18 protein-coding genes, 1 tRNA gene and 1 pseudogene are annotated in these 20,908 nt (G+C 59.8%); 11 read left to right on the top strand and 9 right to left on the bottom strand.

Translation table 11 applies throughout. From position 1 onward, the window contains the following. Window positions 1-13: 13 nt before the first annotated feature. The 5 genes from PspR76_RS01765 to PspR76_RS01745 all read left to right on the top strand — a co-directional run bounded on the left by PspR76_RS01765 (window position 14) and on the right by PspR76_RS01745 (window position 4,177). Window positions 14-787: an ABC transporter ATP-binding protein gene (locus PspR76_RS01765; RefSeq protein WP_159953700.1), complete on the top strand. Its 774-nt coding sequence runs from the start codon at window positions 14-16 to the stop codon at window positions 785-787. Between the two features lie 13 nt (window positions 788-800). After that, window positions 801-1,553 carry an ABC transporter substrate-binding protein gene (locus PspR76_RS01760; RefSeq protein WP_003187758.1) on the top strand — a complete coding sequence of 251 codons (753 nt, stop codon included), beginning with the start codon at window positions 801-803 and terminating at the stop codon, window positions 1,551-1,553. A 74-nt stretch (window positions 1,554-1,627) separates the two neighbouring features. Continuing rightward, the gene (locus tag PspR76_RS01755; RefSeq protein WP_159953699.1) at window positions 1,628-2,320 is read left to right on the top strand and encodes an ABC transporter permease; all 693 of its coding nucleotides are present in this window, start codon (window positions 1,628-1,630) and stop codon (window positions 2,318-2,320) included. Beyond that, the gene (locus tag PspR76_RS01750) at window positions 2,320-3,009 is read left to right on the top strand and encodes an ABC transporter permease (protein ID WP_106577455.1); all 690 of its coding nucleotides are present in this window, start codon (window positions 2,320-2,322) and stop codon (window positions 3,007-3,009) included. The genes PspR76_RS01755 and PspR76_RS01750 overlap by 1 nt, the downstream gene beginning before the upstream one ends. Next, entirely contained in the window at window positions 2,990-4,177 is a 1,188-nt protein-coding gene (locus PspR76_RS01745; protein ID WP_159953698.1) for a methyltransferase, read from the top strand. Before PspR76_RS01750 ends, PspR76_RS01745 begins: the two co-directional genes overlap by 20 nt. A 241-nt stretch (window positions 4,178-4,418) precedes the next feature. Here PspR76_RS01745 and bcsQ (PspR76_RS01740) read toward each other — a convergent pair whose 3' ends face one another. Together bcsQ (PspR76_RS01740) and bcsQ (PspR76_RS01735) are read right to left on the bottom strand one after the other, a co-directional pair. Next, complete coding sequence (gene bcsQ / locus PspR76_RS01740; protein ID WP_159953697.1) at window positions 4,419-5,324, bottom strand: cellulose biosynthesis protein BcsQ; 906 nt, start codon at window positions 5,322-5,324, stop codon at window positions 4,419-4,421. Window positions 5,325-5,510: 186 nt separating this feature from the next. Next, window positions 5,511-6,368 carry a cellulose biosynthesis protein BcsQ gene (gene bcsQ / locus PspR76_RS01735; RefSeq protein ID WP_237235717.1) on the bottom strand — a complete coding sequence of 286 codons (858 nt, stop codon included), beginning with the start codon at window positions 6,366-6,368 and terminating at the stop codon, window positions 5,511-5,513. Between the two features lie 435 nt (window positions 6,369-6,803). Here bcsQ (PspR76_RS01735) and PspR76_RS01730 point away from each other — a divergent pair, with 435 nt between their 5' ends. The 5 genes from PspR76_RS01730 to PspR76_RS01710 all read left to right on the top strand — a co-directional run bounded on the left by PspR76_RS01730 (window position 6,804) and on the right by PspR76_RS01710 (window position 11,013). Next, entirely contained in the window at window positions 6,804-7,037 is a 234-nt protein-coding gene (locus tag PspR76_RS01730; RefSeq protein ID WP_159953695.1) for a DUF2790 domain-containing protein, read from the top strand. A gap of 126 nt (window positions 7,038-7,163) precedes the next feature. Next, window positions 7,164-7,239, top strand: a tRNA-Thr gene (locus tag PspR76_RS01725). Between the two features lie 424 nt (window positions 7,240-7,663). Further along, entirely contained in the window at window positions 7,664-9,004 is a 1,341-nt protein-coding gene (locus PspR76_RS01720) for a CHASE2 domain-containing protein (RefSeq protein WP_159953694.1), read from the top strand. A 37-nt stretch (window positions 9,005-9,041) separates the two neighbouring features. Next, window positions 9,042-9,407, top strand: coding sequence for a hypothetical protein (locus PspR76_RS01715; protein WP_159953693.1), 366 nt, complete (start codon window positions 9,042-9,044; stop codon window positions 9,405-9,407). 16 nt (window positions 9,408-9,423) lie between these two features. Next, entirely contained in the window at window positions 9,424-11,013 is a 1,590-nt protein-coding gene (locus PspR76_RS01710; RefSeq protein WP_159953692.1) for a M48 family metallopeptidase, read from the top strand. Between the two features lie 3 nt (window positions 11,014-11,016). Here the strand turns inward: PspR76_RS01710 and PspR76_RS01705 are convergent, their stop codons facing one another. From PspR76_RS01705 to PspR76_RS01690, 4 genes and pseudogenes are all read right to left on the bottom strand, one after another. Next, complete coding sequence (locus PspR76_RS01705) at window positions 11,017-11,727, bottom strand: SDR family NAD(P)-dependent oxidoreductase (RefSeq protein ID WP_159953691.1); 711 nt, start codon at window positions 11,725-11,727, stop codon at window positions 11,017-11,019. Window positions 11,728-11,776: 49 nt separating this feature from the next. After that, window positions 11,777-11,905: pseudogene (locus tag PspR76_RS31550) on the bottom strand (DsbA family oxidoreductase); the annotation flags it as partial. A 7-nt stretch (window positions 11,906-11,912) separates the two neighbouring features. Further along, window positions 11,913-12,128, bottom strand: a complete 216-nt coding sequence (locus PspR76_RS01695) for a tautomerase family protein (protein WP_159953690.1) — start codon at window positions 12,126-12,128, stop codon at window positions 11,913-11,915. Between the two features lie 205 nt (window positions 12,129-12,333). After that, window positions 12,334-13,620 (bottom strand): OprD family porin, encoded by a 1,287-nt coding sequence (locus PspR76_RS01690; RefSeq protein WP_159953689.1) that lies wholly within the window; start codon window positions 13,618-13,620, stop codon window positions 12,334-12,336. Window positions 13,621-14,031: 411 nt separating this feature from the next. On the opposite strand from PspR76_RS01690, the gene PspR76_RS01685 reads away from it, so the two are divergent. Next, entirely contained in the window at window positions 14,032-16,119 is a 2,088-nt protein-coding gene (locus PspR76_RS01685) for a TonB-dependent siderophore receptor (protein WP_159953688.1), read from the top strand. A gap of 120 nt (window positions 16,120-16,239) precedes the next feature. Here the strand turns inward: PspR76_RS01685 and PspR76_RS01680 are convergent, their stop codons facing one another. From PspR76_RS01680 to PspR76_RS01670, 3 genes are all read right to left on the bottom strand, one after another. Next, the gene (locus PspR76_RS01680; protein WP_159953687.1) at window positions 16,240-16,455 is read right to left on the bottom strand and encodes a hypothetical protein; all 216 of its coding nucleotides are present in this window, start codon (window positions 16,453-16,455) and stop codon (window positions 16,240-16,242) included. Between the two features lie 234 nt (window positions 16,456-16,689). Beyond that, window positions 16,690-17,796, bottom strand: a complete 1,107-nt coding sequence (gene aguA / locus PspR76_RS01675; protein ID WP_159953686.1) for an agmatine deiminase — start codon at window positions 17,794-17,796, stop codon at window positions 16,690-16,692. 122 nt (window positions 17,797-17,918) lie between these two features. Further along, the gene (locus tag PspR76_RS01670) at window positions 17,919-20,822 is read right to left on the bottom strand and encodes an aminotransferase (protein ID WP_159953685.1); all 2,904 of its coding nucleotides are present in this window, start codon (window positions 20,820-20,822) and stop codon (window positions 17,919-17,921) included. Window positions 20,823-20,908: the final 86 nt, after the last annotated feature.

Genomic DNA, 20,908 nt, shown 5'->3' with positions numbered 1-20,908 from the left:
ATGAGGACCGCACATGGCCGAGGCCGCGCCCGCGCTTGAAATCCGCAACTTGCATAAACGCTATGGTGAGCTGGAGGTACTCAAAGGTATCTCGCTGACCGCCCGCGACGGCGACGTGATCTCGATCCTGGGTTCCTCCGGTTCCGGCAAGTCCACCTTTCTGCGTTGCATCAACCTGCTGGAAAACCCGCACCAGGGGCAGATCCTCGTCGCTGGCGAAGAGCTCAAGCTCAAGGCCGCAAAAAACGGCGAGCTGACAGCCGCCGACGGCAAGCAGATCAACCGCCTGCGCAGCGAAATCGGTTTTGTGTTTCAAAACTTTAACCTGTGGCCACACATGAGCATCCTCGACAACATCATCGAGGCGCCCCGCCGCGTGCTCGGGCAGAGCAAGGCCGAGGCTATAGAAGTGGCCGAAGCCCTGCTGGACAAGGTCGGCATCGCCGACAAGCGCTACGCCTACCCCGCGCAACTGTCCGGCGGCCAGCAACAACGGGCGGCGATTGCGCGCACCCTGGCGATGCAGCCCAAGGTCATCCTGTTCGACGAGCCGACATCGGCGCTTGACCCGGAAATGGTCCAGGAAGTACTTAATGTGATCCGCGCGCTGGCCGAAGAAGGCCGCACCATGCTGCTGGTCACCCATGAAATGGGCTTTGCCCGTCAGGTCTCCAGTGAAGTGGTGTTCCTGCACCAAGGCCTGATCGAAGAGCAAGGATCGCCACAGCAGGTATTTGAAAACCCGCTTTCGGCGCGCTGCAAACAATTCATGTCCAGCAACCGCTAACGGAGCAACATGCATGCAGAACTATAAAAAATTCCTTCTGGCCGCGGCCGTTTCGATGGCGTTCAGCGCCACGGCCATGGCAGAAACCTTGAAAATGGGGATCGAAGCGGCCTACCCGCCCTTCAACAATAAAGACGCCAGCGGCAACGTTGTCGGCTTCGACAAAGACATCGGCGACGCCCTGTGCGCGAAGATGAAAGTCGAGAAGTGCGAAGTGTATGTGTCCGACTGGGACGGCATCATCCCGGCCCTGAACGCCAAGAAGTTCGATTTCCTGGTGTCTTCGCTGTCGATCACCGATGAGCGCAAGCAGGCCGTCGACTTCACCGACCCGTACTACTCCAACAAATTGCAATTCATTGCGCCTAAAGCCACTGCAGACTTCAAGACCGACGCGGCCTACCTGAAGGGCAAGGTCATCGGTGCACAGCGCGCGACGCTGGCCGGTACTTACCTGGAAGACAAGCTGCCGGACACCGAGGCCAAGCTCTACGACACCCAGGAAAACGCCTACCTCGACCTGACGTCGGGCCGCCTGGACGGCATCCTCGCCGACAAATACGTGCAGTACGAATGGCTCAAGAGCAAAGACGGTTCGGCCTATGAGTTCAAAGGCGACCCGGTTGTAGAAAGCGACAAGATCGGTATCGCCGTACGCAAGGGCGACCCACTGCGCGAACGCCTGAACAAAGCCCTGGCAGAGATCAAGGCAGACGGCACCTACAAGAAGATCAACGACAAGTACTTCCCGTTCAGCATCGAATGATCTGAATGGCCTGCCCGGCGCGCTCGACAGGGCGCGCCGGCTTTTAGCAATGCCTGCCGCGATATGAAAACACCATGAATTTCGATCTCTACGGATTCGGCCCGGCGCTCGCTGCCGGCGCACTGATGACCGTCAAACTGGCGCTCACGGCTTTATGCCTGGGGCTGGTGCTGGGCCTTGCCGGCGCCTTGGCCAAGACGTCGCCCTACAAGCCATTGCAATGGCTTGGCGGCTTTTACTCGACCATCGTTCGCGGAGTGCCGGAACTGTTGTGGGTGTTGCTGATTTATTTCGGCACGATCAACGCGATGCGCAGCCTGGGTGAAATGCTCGACATCCCCGACCTGTCACTCAGCGCTTTCGCGGCCGGCGTGATCGCCTTGGGTCTGTGTTTCGGGGCTTACGCCACCGAGGTGTTACGTGGCGCGATCATCGCTATTCCCAAGGGCCATCGCGAAGCCGGCGTGGCATTGGGCCTGTCGAAGTTTCGCATCTTCACCCGCCTGATCATGCCGCAGATGTGGCGTATCGCCCTACCGGGCCTGGGCAACCTGTTCCTGATCCTGATGAAAGACACCGCGCTGGTCACGGTTATCGGCCTGGAAGAAATCATGCGCCACGCCCAGATCGCGGTCACCGTCACTAAACAGCCGTTTACCTTCTATCTGGTCGCCGCGTTCATTTACCTGGGCCTGACGTCGCTGTCGATGGTCGCTATGCACATGCTGGAAAAACGCGCCGCCCGCGGCTTCGTGAGGACGACGTAATGGAATGGGAAGTCATCTATAAGTGGCTGCCGAAGTTTATCCAGGGTGCCATTCTGACCCTCGAACTGGTTGGCATCGCCGTGATTCTCGGGCTGATCCTGGCGATCCCGCTGGGCATCGCTCGCTCGTCAAAACGCTGGTATGTGCGTTCGCTGCCCTACGCGTATATCTTCTTTTTTCGCGGCACCCCGCTGCTGGTGCAGTTGTTCCTGGTCTATTACGGCCTGGCCCAATTCGATGCCGTGCGCGCAAGCTTCATGTGGACGTATCTGCGCGACCCTTTCTGGTGTGCCACGGCCACCATGACCCTGCACACGGCGGCTTATATCGCCGAGATCCTGCGCGGCGCCATCCAGGCTATCCCGCCGGGTGAAATCGAAGCAGCTCGCGCGCTGGGCATGTCCAAGCCGAAAACGCTGTTCTATATCATCCTGCCGCGTGCGGCCCGCATCGGCCTGCCAGCCTACAGCAACGAAGTCATTTTGATGCTCAAGGCCAGCTCGCTCGCGAGCACGGTGACCTTGCTGGAACTGACCGGCATGGCCAGGACCATCATTGCGCGCAACTACCTGACAGTTGAGATGTTCTTCACCGCCGGCGTGTTCTACCTGCTGATTTCCTACATCCTGGTACGCGGCTTCAAACTGCTCGAACGCTGGTTGCGCGTCGATGCTTGCCAAGGACGTTGAAGCACGCTTCGCGGCGCTGGATGCGTTCCTGATCGAGCACCAAGGGCTGTGGCGACCACGGCCCTTTACCCATCTGCATTTACCTTGGGAAAACCAGCATCCCGAGCTGGCCCAGTGGCTGCGCCAGCGCTCGCTGGCCGATGCCGAAAACAGTCACAACCGCCCCCATGACGTGCCGGCACCTGCGTCTTTTCCACAGCTGGCTGCGCAGGCGCTGCAACTCAGTGCTGTGGACAAGTTACCGACACAGGCGCTGGCACCCGCTCGCCATCGGCTGAACGTCGACGTGCCGGGCCGCAAGTGGCAACAGATCGAAGCCTTCGGTGCCGCACTGAATTTCGCGCAAAAGCCTACGCACTGGCTGGACTGGTGCGCCGGCAAAGGCCATCTCGGCCGCCGCCTGCTGCACGCCGACCAGCAGCTGACCTGCCTGGAATACGACCCGGCGCTGATCGCCGCAGGCCAGGCCTTGAGCGACCACCACGGCTTATCCGCCAGCCATCGCCTGCAAGACGTGATGGCGGATGTGACGATCCGCCCCGAACACACGCCCGTCGCCCTGCATGCCTGCGGCGACCTGCACGTGCGGCTGCTGAAACTGGCCAGCGCGGCCGGGTGCAAACAACTGGCGCTGGCGCCCTGCTGTTACAACCGCATCAACGCCGACAGCTATCAGCCCCTGTCCGGCGCCGGGCGCGCGTCGCCACTGAAGCTGTCAATTGATGACCTGGGCCTGCCGCTGAGCGAAACCGTCACCGCCGGCAACCGAGTGCGTCAACAGCGCGACACCTCCATGGCACGGCGCCTGGGCTTCGATCAATTACAGCGACACGTGCGCGGCCTCGACGAATACCTGCCGACGCCTTCCCTGCCGGCCAGTTGGCTGGATAAGCCCTTCGCCGAGTACTGCCAGGAGCTGGCAAGCCTCAAAGGTTTATCCGCAGGTGAACAGGATTGGGCAGCGCTGGAGGCACACGGCTGGCGGCGCCTGGCGCAAGTGCGAAACCTGGAGTTGCTGCGCGGCCTGTTTCGGCGCCCGTTGGAAATGTGGCTGGTGCTGGACCGGGCGCTTTTTTTGGTGGAACAGGGCTACAAGGTCGAGATAGGCAGCTTCTGCGAACCGGCGCTGACTCCGCGCAACGTGATGGTGCTGGCCGAGCGCGATTAGAGGGCAAAAATTCCTACACGCGCCCTGTGGATAACTCTGTTGATGGAATCTTTACAGAAGCTGTAGTTATCAGTGCTACAGGGCAAAAGCCACGCTGGTCATTTTTTGTTCACAAAATAAAATGCACACAAAACAGGCAGTTGCAGCGTGTTGAGAACGGCTCCACAAAATGGCTGTTTCGTGACAAGCCCGACCAACCGATTGTGCATAAGCATCTGGCGATAAGCGCATAAACCGCACTTTAGGCGGTTGCTTTCGGCGCCTTGAGTACCCGGCAAATCTCATTGATATCGTCACTCGCCAAGCGTTTCGCCACGTTGTCCAACGGGTCGGCGGCAAACGCCAACGCCTCGTTGATCGCCATGTCGCGGTGTACCTCCAGCGGCGCTTTGCCGAGGCGCTGCTTGAACGCCTCAACCATGTCCAAACTGAAGGGGTTGCTCTCATCCACCTGGTTGACCACCACCTGCACCGCCGGTGGGTTCTGGCCTTCAAGGTGCGGGGCGAGCAGCACATCCAGATGATCCAGGGTGCCAAGGCACGCGGCATCGGCCTGCACGATCACCAACACCACATCGGCCACGTTAAGCGCCTGATGGAAGTAGACGTTATTGCCGGCCGGGGTATCGATGATCACCGTTTGCCGCTCGCTCAGGCCCAACGACGCAAGCCGTTGAGCCAGCCAGGTGGGCTCATGCTTGAGCCAACGCTCAAGGTTTTCCTGCTGCTGGATGTCGATATCGCCAAAGGTGATGACCTGGCAACCGGCGAAACCGAGCTGCTGTAAAGGGCTCCACTGCCCATGCTCCAGGCTGGTGCGGCCGATACCAGGCAACGCGGCACTCACGCCGAAGTGATGGTGCAAGGCGTTTTGCGGGTCCAGGTCCAGCGCCACCACCGATTCGCCATGGCGCTGCAAACCGCTGCTCAACGCCGTGGCCAACGTGCTGCGGCCAACGCCGCCATTCATCGACACTAACGCGACGACTTTCGGGCGCAACGCGGGGATATCAGTCAATTGGGATTGGGGATGGGTGTTTTCGTCAGCAGGCACGCTGCCGAAAAAGTGCATGCGCGCATTAATACCTTGGGCATCATGGGTGACGTTCTTGCCGAACAACGCCAGAAGTTCTTCGCTAAGGCTCATAGCCAGCTCCTCACGACGCAGCGTAAAGACGTGAAGGTCGGCAAGCAGGCACTTACCGCAGGTCTTATTATGGGCGTCTCAGTGAAGCATTCTGTGACAGGCGTGAGGAAGTGTCATTATTTTGATGTTTTTGCTGGTTGTTTTTTAGACAAACGGTAAATAGTCAAATTAATGGCCGCTTGTGTTTTAACGCAGGCGCGCCCTCAGTGAATGGCACAAGGTGTTCACATCCTGGCTGCCGACACCGTCGAGCGCAGGGTCGAGCGGGTCGTGACCGTAGGCCTGCGCCTCACCGAACGCAGGATCACGGCGCACGGTGCCCAGCACTGCATCGCCCAGACGCAGTTTGAACACGCCGGCCATGTCCTGGCTGAAAGTATGGCCGCCATCGACCTGGTTGATCACATAAAACCGTTGTGGGGCCGATTCACTGGCGAGGTACGGCGCGAGCACCTCGTCCATTTTCGCCAAGCGCCGAAACGAAGCGGCGTCCGGCTGAACCACCACCAGCACCATATCCGCCATGGACATCGCCTGGCTCAGGTACACCGTGTTGCCTGCCGGCACATCGATAACCACCGTGTCCTGCCCAGTCAAACCGAGCCCGGCCAGACGCTTGCTGAGAAATTCGAGATCCTGCCCCAGCCAACGATTCAGGCTCTGTTGCTGCACCGCGTCAGTTTCACCAAAGGCGACAACACGGCACCCGGCAAAACCGCGTTTGGGCAAGGCTTGCCAGGTTTGGTTGAGCAGGCTGGTTGCGCCCAAGCCAGGCAGATCAACGCCTGGACACAGGTGATAACGCAGTGCATTTTGCGGGTCCAGCTCCAACGCCAGCGCCGGATTACCCTGGCGCTGCAAACCGTTGGCAATCGCAGCAGCCAACGTGCTGCGCCCCACCCCGCCCGTGGCTGAAACCACCACCACAACTTTTGGTGCCGACGCGTCCGAACAGCGCACCCCACGCGGGGCTTCGACCGCCCCGGGCGACGGCGCAGCACCTTGGTTCAACTGGTCCAGCAACCGTTGCAAAGGCTCAGCCACCCACGGCTCGCTTAAAGAGTGTGCACCCAGCGCGGCGTATAGTTTTGAAATGTGATCTGCACGCCCCACCGACTGCTCCTCCCTGTTGAACCGCTGATTAAATGAGGGCCGCATTGTGTGATATCACGATGATGGTGTCAGTATTTTGGTGTTTGTATCGAAATGCTTTCAGATGAGCGGCATGGCGCCAATTTTATGGCCTATCGCCTACGGGTAAATATCTACTTTCAAAACAATGTATTAACCGATTCCTGTGCATTTATTAACCAAACTTAGGTAAGGCGCTTCCGGCAGTGAGGCCGCTTCGTATCAGCAAGTACAGATAGCCGCACGCCGTACACAACGAGACAAAACCCCTGCCCCGCGACACAGCCCAGATACCTCCCAGGCATTCAATGACCTCACCCCACCATTGAAGCCTCAGAGGCCACCACCATGAACCCGAATAACTGGAAAACCCTCATCGCCGCCAGCCTGCTTGCCTGTGCATTCACCGCGCATGCCGACAATAGCCACAAGCCGGACATCCAGCGCGTGCTCTCGACCACCGAAGACGCCCGCTCAGGCTGCGGTGTAGTGAATGCACGGATGACGTACCTAGATTCGAAGGGCCAGACGCAAGTGCTGAACTACATGAAATTTACCGACGACTGCGGCGACGGGAATTGAGCTGAATTGCGGTGCCCGAGACGACGAAAAAGCCGTGATCGCAAAAAAACCTTCACTTCTGCAAAAATAGTCAGAATTCAGGGGTTTACAGAAGCTTGCCAATCGCTATAATCGTCGCCCTAACACGCCGGTATAGCTCAGTTGGTAGAGCAACTGACTTGTAATCAGTAGGTCCCGGGTTCGACTCCTGGTGCCGGCACCATATAAGACGAAGCCCTCACAGCAATGTGAGGGCTTTGTTGTTTCTGGGGTTTCAATCTCGGGCTGCAGAAACTGTCTGACTGCTCCCAGCAGCGTTTCAATCTTTATGCGAAATTATGGCTGGCTAATAATTATGGCGTTTCCATAAAACAAATAATCGCATCAGCAGAGCATCTCCACCGTCTGGATCGAATGAACAGAAGCGGACGATGACAAGTCGGTGGACATAGTGCTCGCCATCCAGGCGCGACGCCGTTTTCCGAAGGTGCGTACCCGGCCAAGGGGTGAGGTCGCGGTTTTTATTGAAGTCCCCCCTGCCAACATTCTCAACGAGCCATGGCACTTTGCCATTTTTTGCAATTGACACCCCCCCCTCGCTCCGTTAAAACCCTGCCTCGCTTGGCCTATTTATCGAGACACGGACGTTGTCAAACCTTCCTCTTTTTAACCGTCGCCGTTACTGGCTGGCGCTGCTTATCGTGCTGCTGGCGATCCTTGATCCTTTCGGTCTGGCCAGTTCCAGCGATAAGGCGTCGGCGCAGTGGCTCAACCGCATGTTCGCCAGTCACTACCCCAATGCGGGTCAGCGGCAGGTGGCGGTGGTGGTGATCGATGACGATTACCTGATGCGCAATGACACCTCGTGGCCGATGCCTTATGGCGAGCAGAGCAAGTTGTTCAAGCGCTTGCTGGCCTATAAGCCCAAGGCTGTGTTTGTGGATTTTCTGTACAGCCACGACCACTCGTTGGGCGACCCCACGCGCGGCAGTCAATTACTGGCGAATGTGTTTGAGCGCTATCAGCGCCAGGGCATCCCGCTGTGGCTGGCCAATACCGGCATGGTGCGCGGTGAGGCAGGCCAGGCCAACACGCTGGCGCCGTTCGTCGAAGTCAGCCGCCCGGCGCTGGTGTCCTGGGAAGGGGTAGACGATAAGTACCCGCTGGCGGTGAAAACGCCGCAGGGTTTGATGGAAACTCCAGCCCTGGCGCTGTACCGCACGTACTGTGCCACGCAGCACTGCAAGCCGCTGCCAGCGGACACCCAATCCGCTGCGCAGCGACAACCGATCACCGTGCAATGGGGCCTGAAGCTGGCGCCGGAGCAGGCGCGAATCGCCGGTTTGCCCGATGCGGCGCCGCCACGGCATTTTTTACTGGATGGCGTGGCGCAGTTTCTCCAAGCGGTGTTCTGGAAACTCGATGACTCGGCACAGGAACGCTACCCGTACACGCTGACATTGACGGCCACCGACCTGGAGGTGACCAACCCGGCCGATCAAGCCCTGATCACCGAGCTACTGCGTGATCGCCTGGTGCTGGTCGGCGCCCGTATCGCCTCCACCGGAGACTTGGTGGAGTCGCCCGTCCACGGCCTGCTACCCGGCGTTTATCTGCACGCCATGGCCCTGGACAACCTGATTAACGCGGGCATGGACTACGAGCATGAACCCGCCAATTTCCCCGGGCTGCCCTTCAATTGGCTGGACCTGCTGGCCCTCGGCCTGCTGGCGCTGATCGCCGTGTTCAAGGCTTTGCACGCCCGGCGAGTGGCCAACCAACCCACTTGGAGCCGTTGGCCGAAGCTGGAAGCGTGGCTGTTTACTTCGCCCTATCCGTCGTGGCTGGCGGTGATGCTAGTGCTCTTCGCCGTGAGTGTGATGTTGAGCCTGAACCACCTCACCCCAGTCAACGTGCTGGGCATTATTTTGCTGTCGTTGGTGCTGTTCAGCGAACGGATCGAAGCCTTCTTCGACCGGGGCCGCTGAGTGCGCCACTTTGTCGTTTGACTCAAGGAACCCAAGGATGAACAGAAGCCTCCTCGTATTGCTCGCCGCCCTCTTCGCACAGGGCGCCTGGGCGGAAACTCACAGCATCAAGGCGTTTTTGGCCGACCCGGTGGCGGTGCTGGATGAACAGGGCAAACAACAGCGCGAGCTGCTGAAAAAAGACGTGCCCACTCAACCGCTGACGGTGCTGCAGTACAACAAGGCGCTGGACCTGGTTCAGGTTGAACTGGCCGGCCAGAAAGTCTGGCTGGACACCATGGACCTGCGCATCGACCCGCCGCTGAATGTGGTGGAGTTACCTTGCCAGGGCCTGACCAAGAGCCAGACCAAAGACAGCCGCAACAACTCCACCATCGGTTTTGGTGCGGGCTGCAATCAATAATAAAAGGAGCGTTGCGGTGAAGGGATCTCTATTCGCAGCCGGCCTTCTGGCCAGCACCGTACTCAGTGGTTGCGCAACATTGAAGGGCGCCGACCAGGCGTTCCTGAACCTGGTGGGCCCCTCGACCCAATCTCGGGTTCAGGGCCACTACGTGGACAACACCGATGTGCGCCAGTACTACAAACTCGACCCGCAACGCCAGAGCCAGCAGCGCCTGAGCTATGACGGACGCGCCGTGCCGGCAGTAGAGGCACGCCAGCAGAACCTGGTGGATATCCCAATGCTGCAGGTGTACTTACAAGGGATTGTCACGCGCTTGTCCAGAGGCTGGCCGGGGGAGCTGCCGACCCTGCAGGTGAAGATCACTGACAGCTACACCTTCGGGCCGTCGGCGGACCCATACGGCAACCTGTTCGTGCCATTGGGCATGCTGGATAACGTGGGCAGTGAAGACGAAATCGCCGCGATGCTCGGCCACGAAATGAGCCACGTGCTGCTGCATCACCATGACCGCATGGCCGCCTTTCAGCAGCAGAAAGAAATGTTCACCACGGTGGCCTCCACCGTCGCCCTGGCCACCATGGCCGCCGACACGGGTGTGGACCGCAGTTCCGGCACCATGAAGTTGTTCAGCAAAGACCCGGCCGGCACGCAGAAAACCATCGGCAACACCGTGCTGTACACCGTGCTGTACACCGCGCTGGCCAACACGTTTTCCGATCACGTCTGGAGCACGGCCTGGGGCCGCACCCAGGAAGATCAGGCCGACCTGCTCGGCACCGACTTGATGATCCGGGCCGGCTATGCGCCCCGTGCTGCAAGCCATAGCCTGGAACGCCTGAATGACTTCCAGGGCAAACAGAAACCCCTGCTCACGGGCTTCCTGACCGCACGCAAAAGCGCCATGCAGGACTCGTTGCAACAGTTCAATCTGAACCAATTCACCAAGGAGCTCGACGTGCTGGTCAAGGACGGCCTGACCACAGGCATCACCGCGACCGCCCAATATTTCAACCGCTCGCATATGTCGGCGATGGATCGCGACACCGAGTTGCGCCAATACCTGCAGCGCGAGTATCGCCAGGAGCGCCGCGCGCGCATCAACACCGAGGGCTGGGCGAAAATGAAGAGCACGCCGCAAGTCGCCAAAGCGATGCAGGGCTATAAAGATGCTTACTTCGCCAACGACGCCCTGGAAAAAAACAAGGTCTCCGAGGCAGATGGCTTTGTGCGCAAAGCCTTGGCGTCACCGGTCAAGGACCAACCCAGCATCCGTCGCACCGCCTATACCGTGCGCCTCGCCCAAGGCAAAAGCAGCGAGGCCGTGAAAGAGTTGCAAGCGATCAAAGACTGGAGCCTGGCGGGGCCTTCGACCTATGACCTGATGATCAGCTACCACCTCAAGCGTGGTGACGGGCAATCAGCCTTGGCGATGATCGACAAGGCCGAGCGCAACCTGGGCTCGGAAGAACTGTTCATCACCGAAAAACTGTTGGCCAACCAGCAAATGCAAAATGCGCAGCAGGTGCAAACCGTACTGCGCAAGTGCGAGCAATACCCGGCGCGCAAGGAAAACTGCAAGAAGCTCGCGCCGGTCAAAGCCTGAGGTTTAGTGCCCGGCGCTTTGCCCGCCGTCTACGTGGAGAATCTCGCCGGTCACAAACCCGGCGTTCTCCAAGTAGATAATCGCCTGGGCAATATCACTCGCTTCGCCCATGTGCCCGACCGGGTGCAGGCTGCCCAATGCCGCGTGGGTTTCTTCGCCGTGCATCGGCGTTTTGATAATCCCGGGGCTTACCGCGTTCACGCGAATGCCGCGTTTGGCGTATTCAATTGCCAGGGATTTGGTCGCCGAGTTCAGCCCGCCTTTGGTCAGCGAAGCCAGCACAGACGGCACGCCGTCAATCGCGTGGTCGACCAGGCTGGTGGTGATGTTGACGATGTGCCCGGCGCCTTGTTTGAGCATCTCGGTAATCGCCAATTGGGTGATGTAGAAGAACCCGTTGAGGTTCACGGCCAGCACGTTTACGTAGTCTTCTTGGGTGTAGCTGGTGAAGGGTTTGGCGACGAAGATGCCGGCGTTGTTGATCAGGCTGTCGATGCGGCCAAAACGCGCCACGCCTTCGCGAATTACGCGCTCGGCGGTGGCGGGGTCGGCGATGTCACCGGCCACGGTGAGAATGTCCTGATCCGTCGACGGTTTGATCGACCGCGAGGTGGCAACCACACGGTAATCCAGCTCACGGTAAGCCTTCACCGCAGCCGCGCCGAGGCCTTGGGATGCGCCGGTAATCACAACGACTCTTTTCGAATTGCTCATGATGAAACCTCTATCTAGAAAATGGGATGGTTCAAGCAGCCGCTGCGGACATTTCCCGCAGCATCTGTTCGTAGTCACTGACGGATTGCGACCCGAGTTCGAAGGGTTTGAAGGTCAGCTCAACCTTCACTTCGCCCGCCAGGTTGGCGATGGCTTGTTCCAGCGCGGTGGCGCCCAGGGCGCACTCATGACGGTTTCTCCGCGAGCTGTTTGCGGTATTGAGTGGTGGTAATACCGGCGTAACCCCAGTTATCGGTGTCGACTTCTTCGATGACGATGTGGGTCAAGTCCGGGCGTTTGTTGAGGACGCGTTCGAGGGTTTCGGTGAACTCGGTGATGACCTGGGCTTTTTGCTCAGGGGTAACGCCGTCACGGGTGATGCGCAGGCTGACAAAGGGCATGGCAGTGGCTCCAGTGGCCGGCCATCGGGGTGATGGGCTGGCACGTGGGGCTAATTTAGGCCTGCGCCTGAAGGCGATAAAGAGAGCTCCGAGTACTTCATTAGTACTGCGGTGTAACAAGTCAGAAGCCAGCAGGCGCGCATAAAAAAACCCCGAACCAGTCGGGGTTTTTTATCGCCTGAAATCAGGCGCGACGTGCGATCAATTAGAAAACGTTGATCGGGTAGTCGGCGAACAGACGGACTTCGTTACCGCCTACGTTGTAGTCGCTGGCGTTGTTGGAGACGCGCAACCAGGACGCACGAGCGCGCAGGCTCAGGTCTTTGGCTGGGCCACTCTGAACGACGTATTTGAACTGGTTGAAGATTTCACGCTCGGTGCCACTGCCGCGGTTGGAGCCGTCGTCAATGTTGGTGCCGCGCACGTAAGCGATGTTGTAGGTCAGGCCAGGCACGCCGAAGGCGCTGAAGTCCAGGCCGTAGCCGGCTTGCCAGGAGCGCTCGTCCTTGCCGTTGAAGTCAGACCAGTAGGAGTTGGCCAGCAGGATGGTGTTGCCACCGTCGCCGATGCCGCCAGCGTTGCGGTAGCCGCCGTACAGGTAGCCGGTGTCGCCGGTGCTGCGCTGGTGAGCCACGGTGAAGCTGTGCGGGCCGACAGCCCAGGTAGCGCCCAGGCTCCAGATTTTGTTGTCGCGGGCGTCTGCATCACCTTGGTTTTCCAGGGCGAAGCTGCGGTCCAGTTTGGTTTTGTAGCCGTTGAAGTCAAAGGTCAACGATTGTTTCTCTGGCAGGGCCAGCACGTAGTTGACGTTGACGTATTGCTTCTTCAGCACGTCCTGCATGTCGGAGGCGTACAGCGCGGCCGACAGGCTTTCGGTGAATTTGTAGCTACCACCCAGGTAGTTGATGCTTTTCAGGCCGCCGCTGTCGCTGCCCTCGGCGCTCTTGCGTGCTTCCTTGGTGAAGTGACCGGCGTCCAATTGCAGACCGGCGATTTCTTTGGAAACGATCGAGGTGCCCTCGTAGGTTTCCGACAGCAGGCGCGAGTTGTCGTATTGCAGAACTGGTACGGCGGGCATTTGCTGACCGTATTTGATCACGGTGTTAGAGATGCGCGCCTTGACGGCTGCGCCGCCCTTGGCCAGGTCGTCGGCTGCTGCGCCGCTGTCGCCTTGCTTGAAGAAGTCGATACCGCCAGCGCCGCTGCGACCTTTACCACCGTCCAGACGGATAGCGTATTGGCCGATCACATCCACACCCACACCCACGGTGCCTTGGGTGAAGCCGGATTCGAACTTGCCGATGAAGCCTTGGCCCCATTCAGCTTTGTCTTGCTTGCCGTTTTTGTAGTCGCGGCTGATGTAGGCGTTACGTGCTGCGATGTTCAGGTGGCTGTCGTCAACGAAACCCTTGGATTGCTCCTGGTCGTTGGCCATGACTGTCGATGCGCTCAAAATCCCCAAAGCGATCAGACTCATCCGTTGTTTCAACATTTTTTTATATTCCTTATTACTGGTTGAGTACGCGCTGTGACACCAGGCTCCGTGTTGCTTTTCTGGTGTCGACTTTTTCCAGAAAAAAGAAGGCCTGCGGACGACTGAACTGCCGCAGGCCTTTTTTTATTGGATGAGTCATGGCGGTTAGCCACAGGCGTTGGGCGCAATCCTATGCGCGGGTTGAACTATGTGTCAATTTCGTGAATCGTCTGTATTTAGTCAAAAAAATTCTAAGCCAGGCATTCCAGAGCCTTCACGCCAGCCTGAAAAATCCTCCGACTCGTCAAGAAAACACATCGTGTAACACTTTCCACGTCCTACATGTTTGGGAATGCATAACGCGCGCAAATGCAAAGCATTACCATTGGCGCGTTTTTTCCCTCCTAACATTTTTGGATACATTCACCCATGCCTGCCCCTCGTCTGACGCCCATCACCCTTGGGCTTTCTGTTCTGCTGTCTGCTGGTTTTGCCTGCGCCGCCACGGTCTTGCCGACAACGTCGATCAGCACCGAAGTTGACGAAGACGACCCACGCGTCAAAGAGACCAACACCGCCACCCGCACCGCCACTTCGGTGCGTTATGTGCCCCAGGCGATTGATTCGGTAAAAACCGAAAGCCTGCGCTCTTACGGCACCAACGACCTGGGCCAGGCACTCAGCGGTATTCCCAACGTGAGCAGCGGTGCCGATACTCGCTTCGACAGCCTGCGCATCCGTGGTTTCGACGCCAGCAACGACTTTTACCTGGACGGCATTCGCGACGACAGCCAGTACGTGCGCGACCTGCATAACATCGAGCGCATCGAAGTGCTCAAAGGCCCGGCGGCGGTGTTGTACGGGCGCGGCGGCCAAGGCGGCATCGTCAACCGCGTGAGCAAATTGCCCACCGCAGGCCATAAATCCAGCATCGAAGCCCAAGGCGGCAGCAATGACCTGCGCAGCCTGTATGCCGACCTCAGCACCGACCCCACCGACACCATCAGCTTGCGCCTGAACATGGGCAATGAAGACAGCAACAGCTTTCGCGATGGCGTCAGCGGCAACCGCAAACTGTTTGCGCCGTCGATGAGCTGGCAGCTCACGCCCGACCTGAATTGGTTGGTGCAATACGAATACAGCCGCTACAACCGCACACCGGACCGTGGCATTCACGGCGTCAACGGGCGCCCGGCAGACGTGAGCCGCAGCACCACCTATTTCGACAGCCGCGACTACATCGACGACAAATCCCAGTCGTTGCGCTCCAAGCTCGCCTATGAACTCAACGACAACTGGCAACTGCGCCACACCCTCGGCGTGTTCAAGCTCGACAGCGATTTCGATAACACTTACCAGACCGGCTATGACGCCAAAACCAACAAGGTCACGCGCCAGCGCTGGCAGCAAGACCTGACCACCCGCAACGTCTTCAACAACCTTGAGCTGGAAGGTGGTTTCGACACCTTCGGCCTGGAACACCGTCTGCTCACCGGCCTTGAACTGGGCAGCCAGCGCCGCGACCCGAAGTTGTACTCCGCCACCGCCGTCAACCGCGGCGGCCAGGCCGTGCCGAGCCTGGACCTCAACCAACCCAATCGCCACCTGAGCCACACCGGGCGCATGAGCCTTTCCAGTTACAACCACACGGAAGTCGAAAGTCGCGCCGTTTACGTGCAGGACCAATTGCGCCTCAACGATCAATGGCAACTGTTGGCTGGCCTGCGTTATGACCACTTTGAAGTGGACACCACCAGCAAGGTGCTCAACACCCGGCAAGACGTCGAAAGCCGCAGCACCAGCCCGCGCGTCGGCCTGGTGTGGACGCCACTGGAGCATCACTCGTTCTATGCCTCGTGGAGCAAAACCTTCTCGCCGGCAGGCGGCGGCCTGATCGGCATCACGCCGAATGCCGCGGGCAGCGTCAACGACCTCAGCCCCGAGCTGACTCGCCAGAAAGAAATCGGCGTGAAAAGCGACTGGCTCGAGGACCGCCTGAGCACCACCCTCGCCGTGTACGAGCTTGAGCTTTATAACCGCCGCACCAGCGACCCGCTGGACCGCACCATCACCCTGCTCAGCGGGCTTCAGCGCTCACGCGGTGTGGAGCTGACGGCGACCGGCAAAATCATTGGCAATTGGTACGTGCGCGGCGGCATCGGCCTGCAGGATGCCAAGGTCGAGAAGGACAACAACGGCTTTGAAGGCAAGCGCGTCAGCGATGTGGCCAAGCGCAATGGCAGCCTGTTTATCACCTGGAAACCGGAGATGGGCTGGTACGCGGAAACCGGTTTGACGCTGGTGGGCGACCGTTATGCCGACAGCCTCAACACCGTGGTGCTGCCGGGTTATGGCCGTTGGGATGCATTGGCCGGGTTCCGCCAGAAAGAGTGGGATGTACGCGCGGCGCTGAACAACATCGCCGACAAACACTATTACGAGTCGGCAACCAGTGTGGCGCAGATCCAGCCGGGCGAGCCGCGCAGTTTGGTGGTGACGGGCACCTACAGTTTCTAAGTTTCACGCGGTCAGTGTGGGAGCTGGCTTGCCTGCGATGCGGGCACCGCGGTGTGCCAGTCATAAAGCGGCGATGCCATCGCAGGCAAGCCAGCTCCCACATTTAAATCCCAGTGTGCTTCAGGTTTTCATCAACTCACACAACGCGCGCACTTCATCCTCACTGAACAACCCCGCCGGGTAACGTTCACTCATCACACTGCGCAGGTCAGGCGGTTGCCTCACCTGTCGCGAGCCGTTTGCCTTCAACCAGAGCGCCAGCGCATGGATCGCATCACCATTAACCCGTGTGGGGTGGAACGGGCGCGTGTAGATCAGGTTGATATCGGCATTCATTTCAGCGCTCTCTCCTACTGCGTGAGCGGCTAACTTACTCAAGGTTTGTGACAGAACTGTGCAGTCATCACCTTGGGTTACTGTGGCAACACCGATACAAGAGCTATGCCAATCTCCCGTGTTTATAGGCTTTCGGACACAAAAAAGCCCGCGACCGTGCGGGGCCGCGGGCTTGCTATGGGCGCTATAAACAGGTAGCGCTCAGGTATCGCTCAAACGCTGTTACAACTGCACTCAGTTTTTGTGCGGGGCCGGCTGTTGTTGGGTCAGGCAATGGATATTGCCGCCGCCCAGTAACAGTTCACGCCCCGGCACCATCACCACTTCGTGCTGCGGGAACAGGTTCTGCAGGATTTGCTTGGCCTGGCTGTCCAGCGGGTCGTCGAAGCTCGGGGCAATGATGCCGCCGTTGACGATCAGGAAGTTCACATAGGAACCGGCCAGCCGCACGCTCGGGTTACGCTCCTGGCTGCCGTCCACCGGTTCAACACCGGCGCACTCTTCCTCGGTGGCGTACAGCGGCCCCGGGATCGGCATTTTATGCACCGTGAATGCGCGGCCCTGGGCGTCAGTGCTGCTTTGCAGCACGTCCATGGCGGCGTGGCAGCGCGCGTAGTTCGGGTCTTGCGGGTCATCGGTCCAGGCCAGCAACACTTCACCTGGGCGCACGTAGCAGCAGAAGTTATCCACATGGCCGTCGGTTTCGTCGTTGAACAGGCCGTCCGGCAGCCAGATGATCTTATCCACAGCCAGGTTGTCGCGAAGCACCGCTTCGATGGCCGCGCGATCCAGGTGCGGGTTGCGATTGCGGTTCAACAGGCACTCTTCAGTGGTGATCACCGTGCCTTCCCCGTCGACATGAATCGAACCGCCTTCCAGCACAAAACCTTCGGTGCGATAGCGCGGGGCGCGTTCGATCTCGAGGATCTTGCCGCCCACCTGCGAGTCACGGTTCCACGGCGCGTACAGGCCACCGTCAAAGCCGCCCCAGGCGTTGAAATCCCAGTTCACACCGCGCACTTCGCCGCTGTTGTTGATCACGAAGGTTGGGCCGGTGTCGCGCACCCACGCGTCGTCGTTGGACATTTCCACCACGCGGATATTGGGCACGTCCAAACGCGCACGGGCATTTTCGTACTGCCCGGCAGACACCGCGACGGTCACCGGTTCAAACCGCGCAATGGCCTTGGCCACCGCCACATGGGCGGCCTGCGCCGGCTCGCCGCCCAGGCGCCAGTTGTCGGGGCGCTCGGGCCAGATCATCCAGGTTTGCGTTTGTGGCGCCCATTCGGCAGGCATATAGAAGCCATCGGCGCGGGGTGTGCTGTGCAAGGTGGTCATGGCGTTCAGGACTCCGAATGGGGGTGAAGGCCGACTTTATAACGGATAAAAATCGGCTTTAAAAGCAATAAAATATCATGAGTTACAAATATGACAGTTTATAGCCGATAACAATCGACTATTCACAAATGCTCATCCAACACCTTCGACAGCATGTCGACAAAGAAGTCCACGCTGCGTTTGGTGGTGACCATCGGCGGCTTGATCTTCAGGATGTTGAGGTAGTCGCCGGTCGGCTGCATAAAAATCCCCAGCTCGCGCAGGCGGTCACACAACAGCGCGGTTTCTGCTGTGGCGGGCTCCAACGTCTGCCGATCACGCACCAATTCCAGGCCCAAATAAAACCCGGAACCATGCACAGCGCCCACCAACGGGTGACGATCAATCAGGGCCTCCAGGCGCGCCTTGAAATGCCCGCCCACTACTTGGGCGTTTTCCCACAGCTTTTCTTCCGCCATCACATCGAGCACGGCCATGCCGATCCGGCAACTGACCGGGCTGCCGCCTGATGACGAGAAGAAATAGCCCTCGGCCTCCAGCGCCTCGGCGATTTCGCGCCGGGTGATCACCGCGCCCAACGGCTGGCCGTTGCCCATGCCCTTGGCCATGGTGATGATGTCCGGCACCACGCCTTGTTCTTCAAAGCCCCAGAAGAAATGCCCCATGCGGCCATAACCCACCTGCACTTCATCGGCGATGCACACGCCGCCCTGGGCACGCACCAAGCCATAGACTTGCTGCAAATAGCCCGGTGGCAGGGAGATGCCGCCGGCATTGCCGTACACCGGTTCGCAGATAAAACCCGCCAATTGGCGCTTACTGGCGGCAATTTTCGCCAGGTTGTGTTCCACGCTTCGCACGTAGTCCGGCGCACTGTCCTGCCCACGGAACTCACCACGATAGGTATTCGGCGCGGTCACCGGGTGCACCCACTCCGGGCGACTGCTCAGTGCCTGTGGGTTATCGGCAATCGAGGTAGAAACCGCATCCGCCGCCACCGACCAGCCGTGGTAGGCCTCCAGCACGCTGAGCATGTCGCGCCCGCCGCTGTAGGCCCACGCCAGTCGGATCGCCAAGTCATTGGCCTCGGTGCCGCTGTTGACCAGGAACACCCGGTCCATGCCCTCCGGCGCCAACGCCAGCAGCCGTTCGGAAAACTCGGCAATCGCCGCGTAGTGAAAGCGCGAGTTGGTGTTGAGCAGCGACCACTGCCGCGCCGCCACCGCCGCCATACGCGGGTGGCCGTGGCCCAGCACCGCCACGTTGTTGAGCATGTCCAGGTAAGAGCGGCCCTGCATGTCGATCAGATGATTGCGCCAGCCGCGTTCGATGCGCGGCGGGTCAACGTAATAGTGCTTCTGTGAGCGGGCGAAACTGGCGTCGCGCCGAGCCAGCAGCGCCTCGGGGTCCAGCTCGGGTTCTGCGTCACAGGCCAGCCCCAACAGCGTCGCCGGCGATGGGCAGAGGGCCTGCCATGCGTGTGCCCGGGTCGGTGTGCAGAACAGCGGCGGCTCAAGGTCGGCGCGGCAAAGCTGCACGGTGAGCGGCCCATGCACTTCGCCGAGGATTTGCCCTTTGACCAGCGCTGCGCCCGGCTTCAACGTGGTGGTGACGCCCCATAAACGCAGGCTCAACTGGGCATCATGCACGCACAGCAAACCATCGACGCCCTGACGCAACGTCCCGCCAAAGGGCGCTTCCAGCACGGTGCCATGGGGCAGATGCAATTCCACGTGCAGGGGCAACGTGTCGGGTTCGACGGCCGTGTCGGCACGCGTACGTGACAGCCGATATTGCCCATACCGGCTGGCCGCCAAACCGTGCACCGCCGCCGCTTCATCCAGCAGGCGCCGGTCGATGCCAGGTTGCTCCCAGTTGCCGGCCTCGAAATGCGGGCTGAGCACGCCCAAGTCAATCAGCGCAAATTCGCGCCCCACCAGCCCCGGCAGTAAGGGCGCGAACTCCTGGCTGGCCATCGGCGACAGGGCCTCACCGACGCAAAGCAGAATCGCCGCTTCCATCAACTCAAGTGGCACCGAGGTCGCCACATGGAAGATTTCCCACTCGTGCTCGGCGTTTTTCAATAAGTAGGTGTTATCCGGGTCGAGCCGTTGCTGTTGCTCGCTGCTCAGTACCAGCACCGCCGCGCGGGCGACGATCAACGGCCACAGCACTGACAGCTCGTCGCGTTGCAGCGGCGTCACCGCGTGAAAGGCCTGGATCGCCGGCAAAATCGCAAAGGGGTCGCCGTCAGCATGGTGCAACAGCGCCGCGCAGGTCACCGACAGGTCGGCAATGCGCCAGGTGTGCACCAGATCGCCGAAATCAATCACGCCCTGGACCTGCCAATGCCGCTGGGCATCGCGCTGCCACACCACATTGTCATCGGTGATGTCCATGTGCACGGCTTGCCACGGCAGCTGCTCGGCCACGGGCCGAATGCGTGCATCGACCTGCCTGGCCACGCGTTCGATGGCCTCGCGATGGGGCAGGTTCTCCAGGGTGGCCAGCAAATGCGTGATCAGCTCGTGAGCATGGCGCGGGTCCCATTGCAGCGTGCGCTCAAGGCCCGGGTGCTGGAAACGCGCGAGTGCGTGGCTGACTTGCCCGCACAGTTCACCAAAACCGGCGATCACATCGCGCCCCAGGTGCGGCAGGTGAGTCAGGGGCTGACCGTCGATGTAGTCCAACACCCGCAGATGTAACACTTGATTATCGACGGTGACCGTCAACAGATCTTCACCGCTCAGCGCGCGAACCACCTTGGGCACGCGCACGTGCGCTTGCAGGTCATGCAGGGCGGCGTGCTGGGCGTGCAGCTCAACGGCTGCATAGTCACCCCGGCAGATTTTCAGCACAAACCGGCCGCGCTCGCTGTCGACTCGGTAGTTGAGGTCCTGCTGGCTGCCCAGCGACAGCAGCGCGCCCGTCAGCCCGTAATGTTGCTCGAGTAGCTGCGCAGCTTGAGCCGCACTCACCTGTGGGCAAGGCAAACTGGCACGATGGATCAACGTGGCGAGCAACATTGTGGCGACCTCTGCTTTTTTAGGCGTCTATATCGCCATTGTTCAGGGCCGTTAATCAACCCCTCGCGCATCCCACGCTTGCACCG

This window comes from Pseudomonas sp. R76 (genome assembly GCF_009834565.1).
In the GTDB taxonomy this organism is placed as follows: Bacteria; Pseudomonadota; Gammaproteobacteria; order Pseudomonadales; family Pseudomonadaceae; genus Aquipseudomonas.
This window is presented reverse-complemented; position numbering and strand designations above follow the sequence as displayed.

What these genes read in the sequence shown, in the direction of transcription:
- PspR76_RS01765 (WP_159953700.1), top strand. Translation starts at nt 14, where the DNA reads ATGGCCGAGGCCGCGCCCGCGCTTGAAATCCGCAACTTGCATAAACGC.
- PspR76_RS01760 (WP_003187758.1), top strand. Translation starts at nt 801, where the DNA reads ATGCAGAACTATAAAAAATTCCTTCTGGCCGCGGCCGTTTCGATGGCG.
- PspR76_RS01755 (WP_159953699.1), top strand. Translation starts at nt 1,628, where the DNA reads ATGAATTTCGATCTCTACGGATTCGGCCCGGCGCTCGCTGCCGGCGCA.
- PspR76_RS01750 (WP_106577455.1), top strand. Translation starts at nt 2,320, where the DNA reads ATGGAATGGGAAGTCATCTATAAGTGGCTGCCGAAGTTTATCCAGGGT.
- PspR76_RS01745 (WP_159953698.1), top strand. Translation starts at nt 2,990, where the DNA reads ATGCTTGCCAAGGACGTTGAAGCACGCTTCGCGGCGCTGGATGCGTTC.
- bcsQ (WP_159953697.1), bottom strand. Translation starts at nt 5,324, where the DNA reads ATGAGCCTTAGCGAAGAACTTCTGGCGTTGTTCGGCAAGAACGTCACC.
- PspR76_RS01730 (WP_159953695.1), top strand. Translation starts at nt 6,804, where the DNA reads ATGAACCCGAATAACTGGAAAACCCTCATCGCCGCCAGCCTGCTTGCC.
- PspR76_RS01715 (WP_159953693.1), top strand. Translation starts at nt 9,042, where the DNA reads ATGAACAGAAGCCTCCTCGTATTGCTCGCCGCCCTCTTCGCACAGGGC.
- PspR76_RS01705 (WP_159953691.1), bottom strand. Translation starts at nt 11,727, where the DNA reads ATGAGCAATTCGAAAAGAGTCGTTGTGATTACCGGCGCATCCCAAGGC.
- PspR76_RS01695 (WP_159953690.1), bottom strand. Translation starts at nt 12,128, where the DNA reads ATGCCCTTTGTCAGCCTGCGCATCACCCGTGACGGCGTTACCCCTGAG.
- PspR76_RS01690 (WP_159953689.1), bottom strand. Translation starts at nt 13,620, where the DNA reads ATGTTGAAACAACGGATGAGTCTGATCGCTTTGGGGATTTTGAGCGCA.
- PspR76_RS01685 (WP_159953688.1), top strand. Translation starts at nt 14,032, where the DNA reads ATGCCTGCCCCTCGTCTGACGCCCATCACCCTTGGGCTTTCTGTTCTG.
- PspR76_RS01680 (WP_159953687.1), bottom strand. Translation starts at nt 16,455, where the DNA reads ATGAATGCCGATATCAACCTGATCTACACGCGCCCGTTCCACCCCACA.
- aguA (WP_159953686.1), bottom strand. Translation starts at nt 17,796, where the DNA reads ATGACCACCTTGCACAGCACACCCCGCGCCGATGGCTTCTATATGCCT.
- PspR76_RS01670 (WP_159953685.1), bottom strand. Translation starts at nt 20,822, where the DNA reads ATGTTGCTCGCCACGTTGATCCATCGTGCCAGTTTGCCTTGCCCACAG.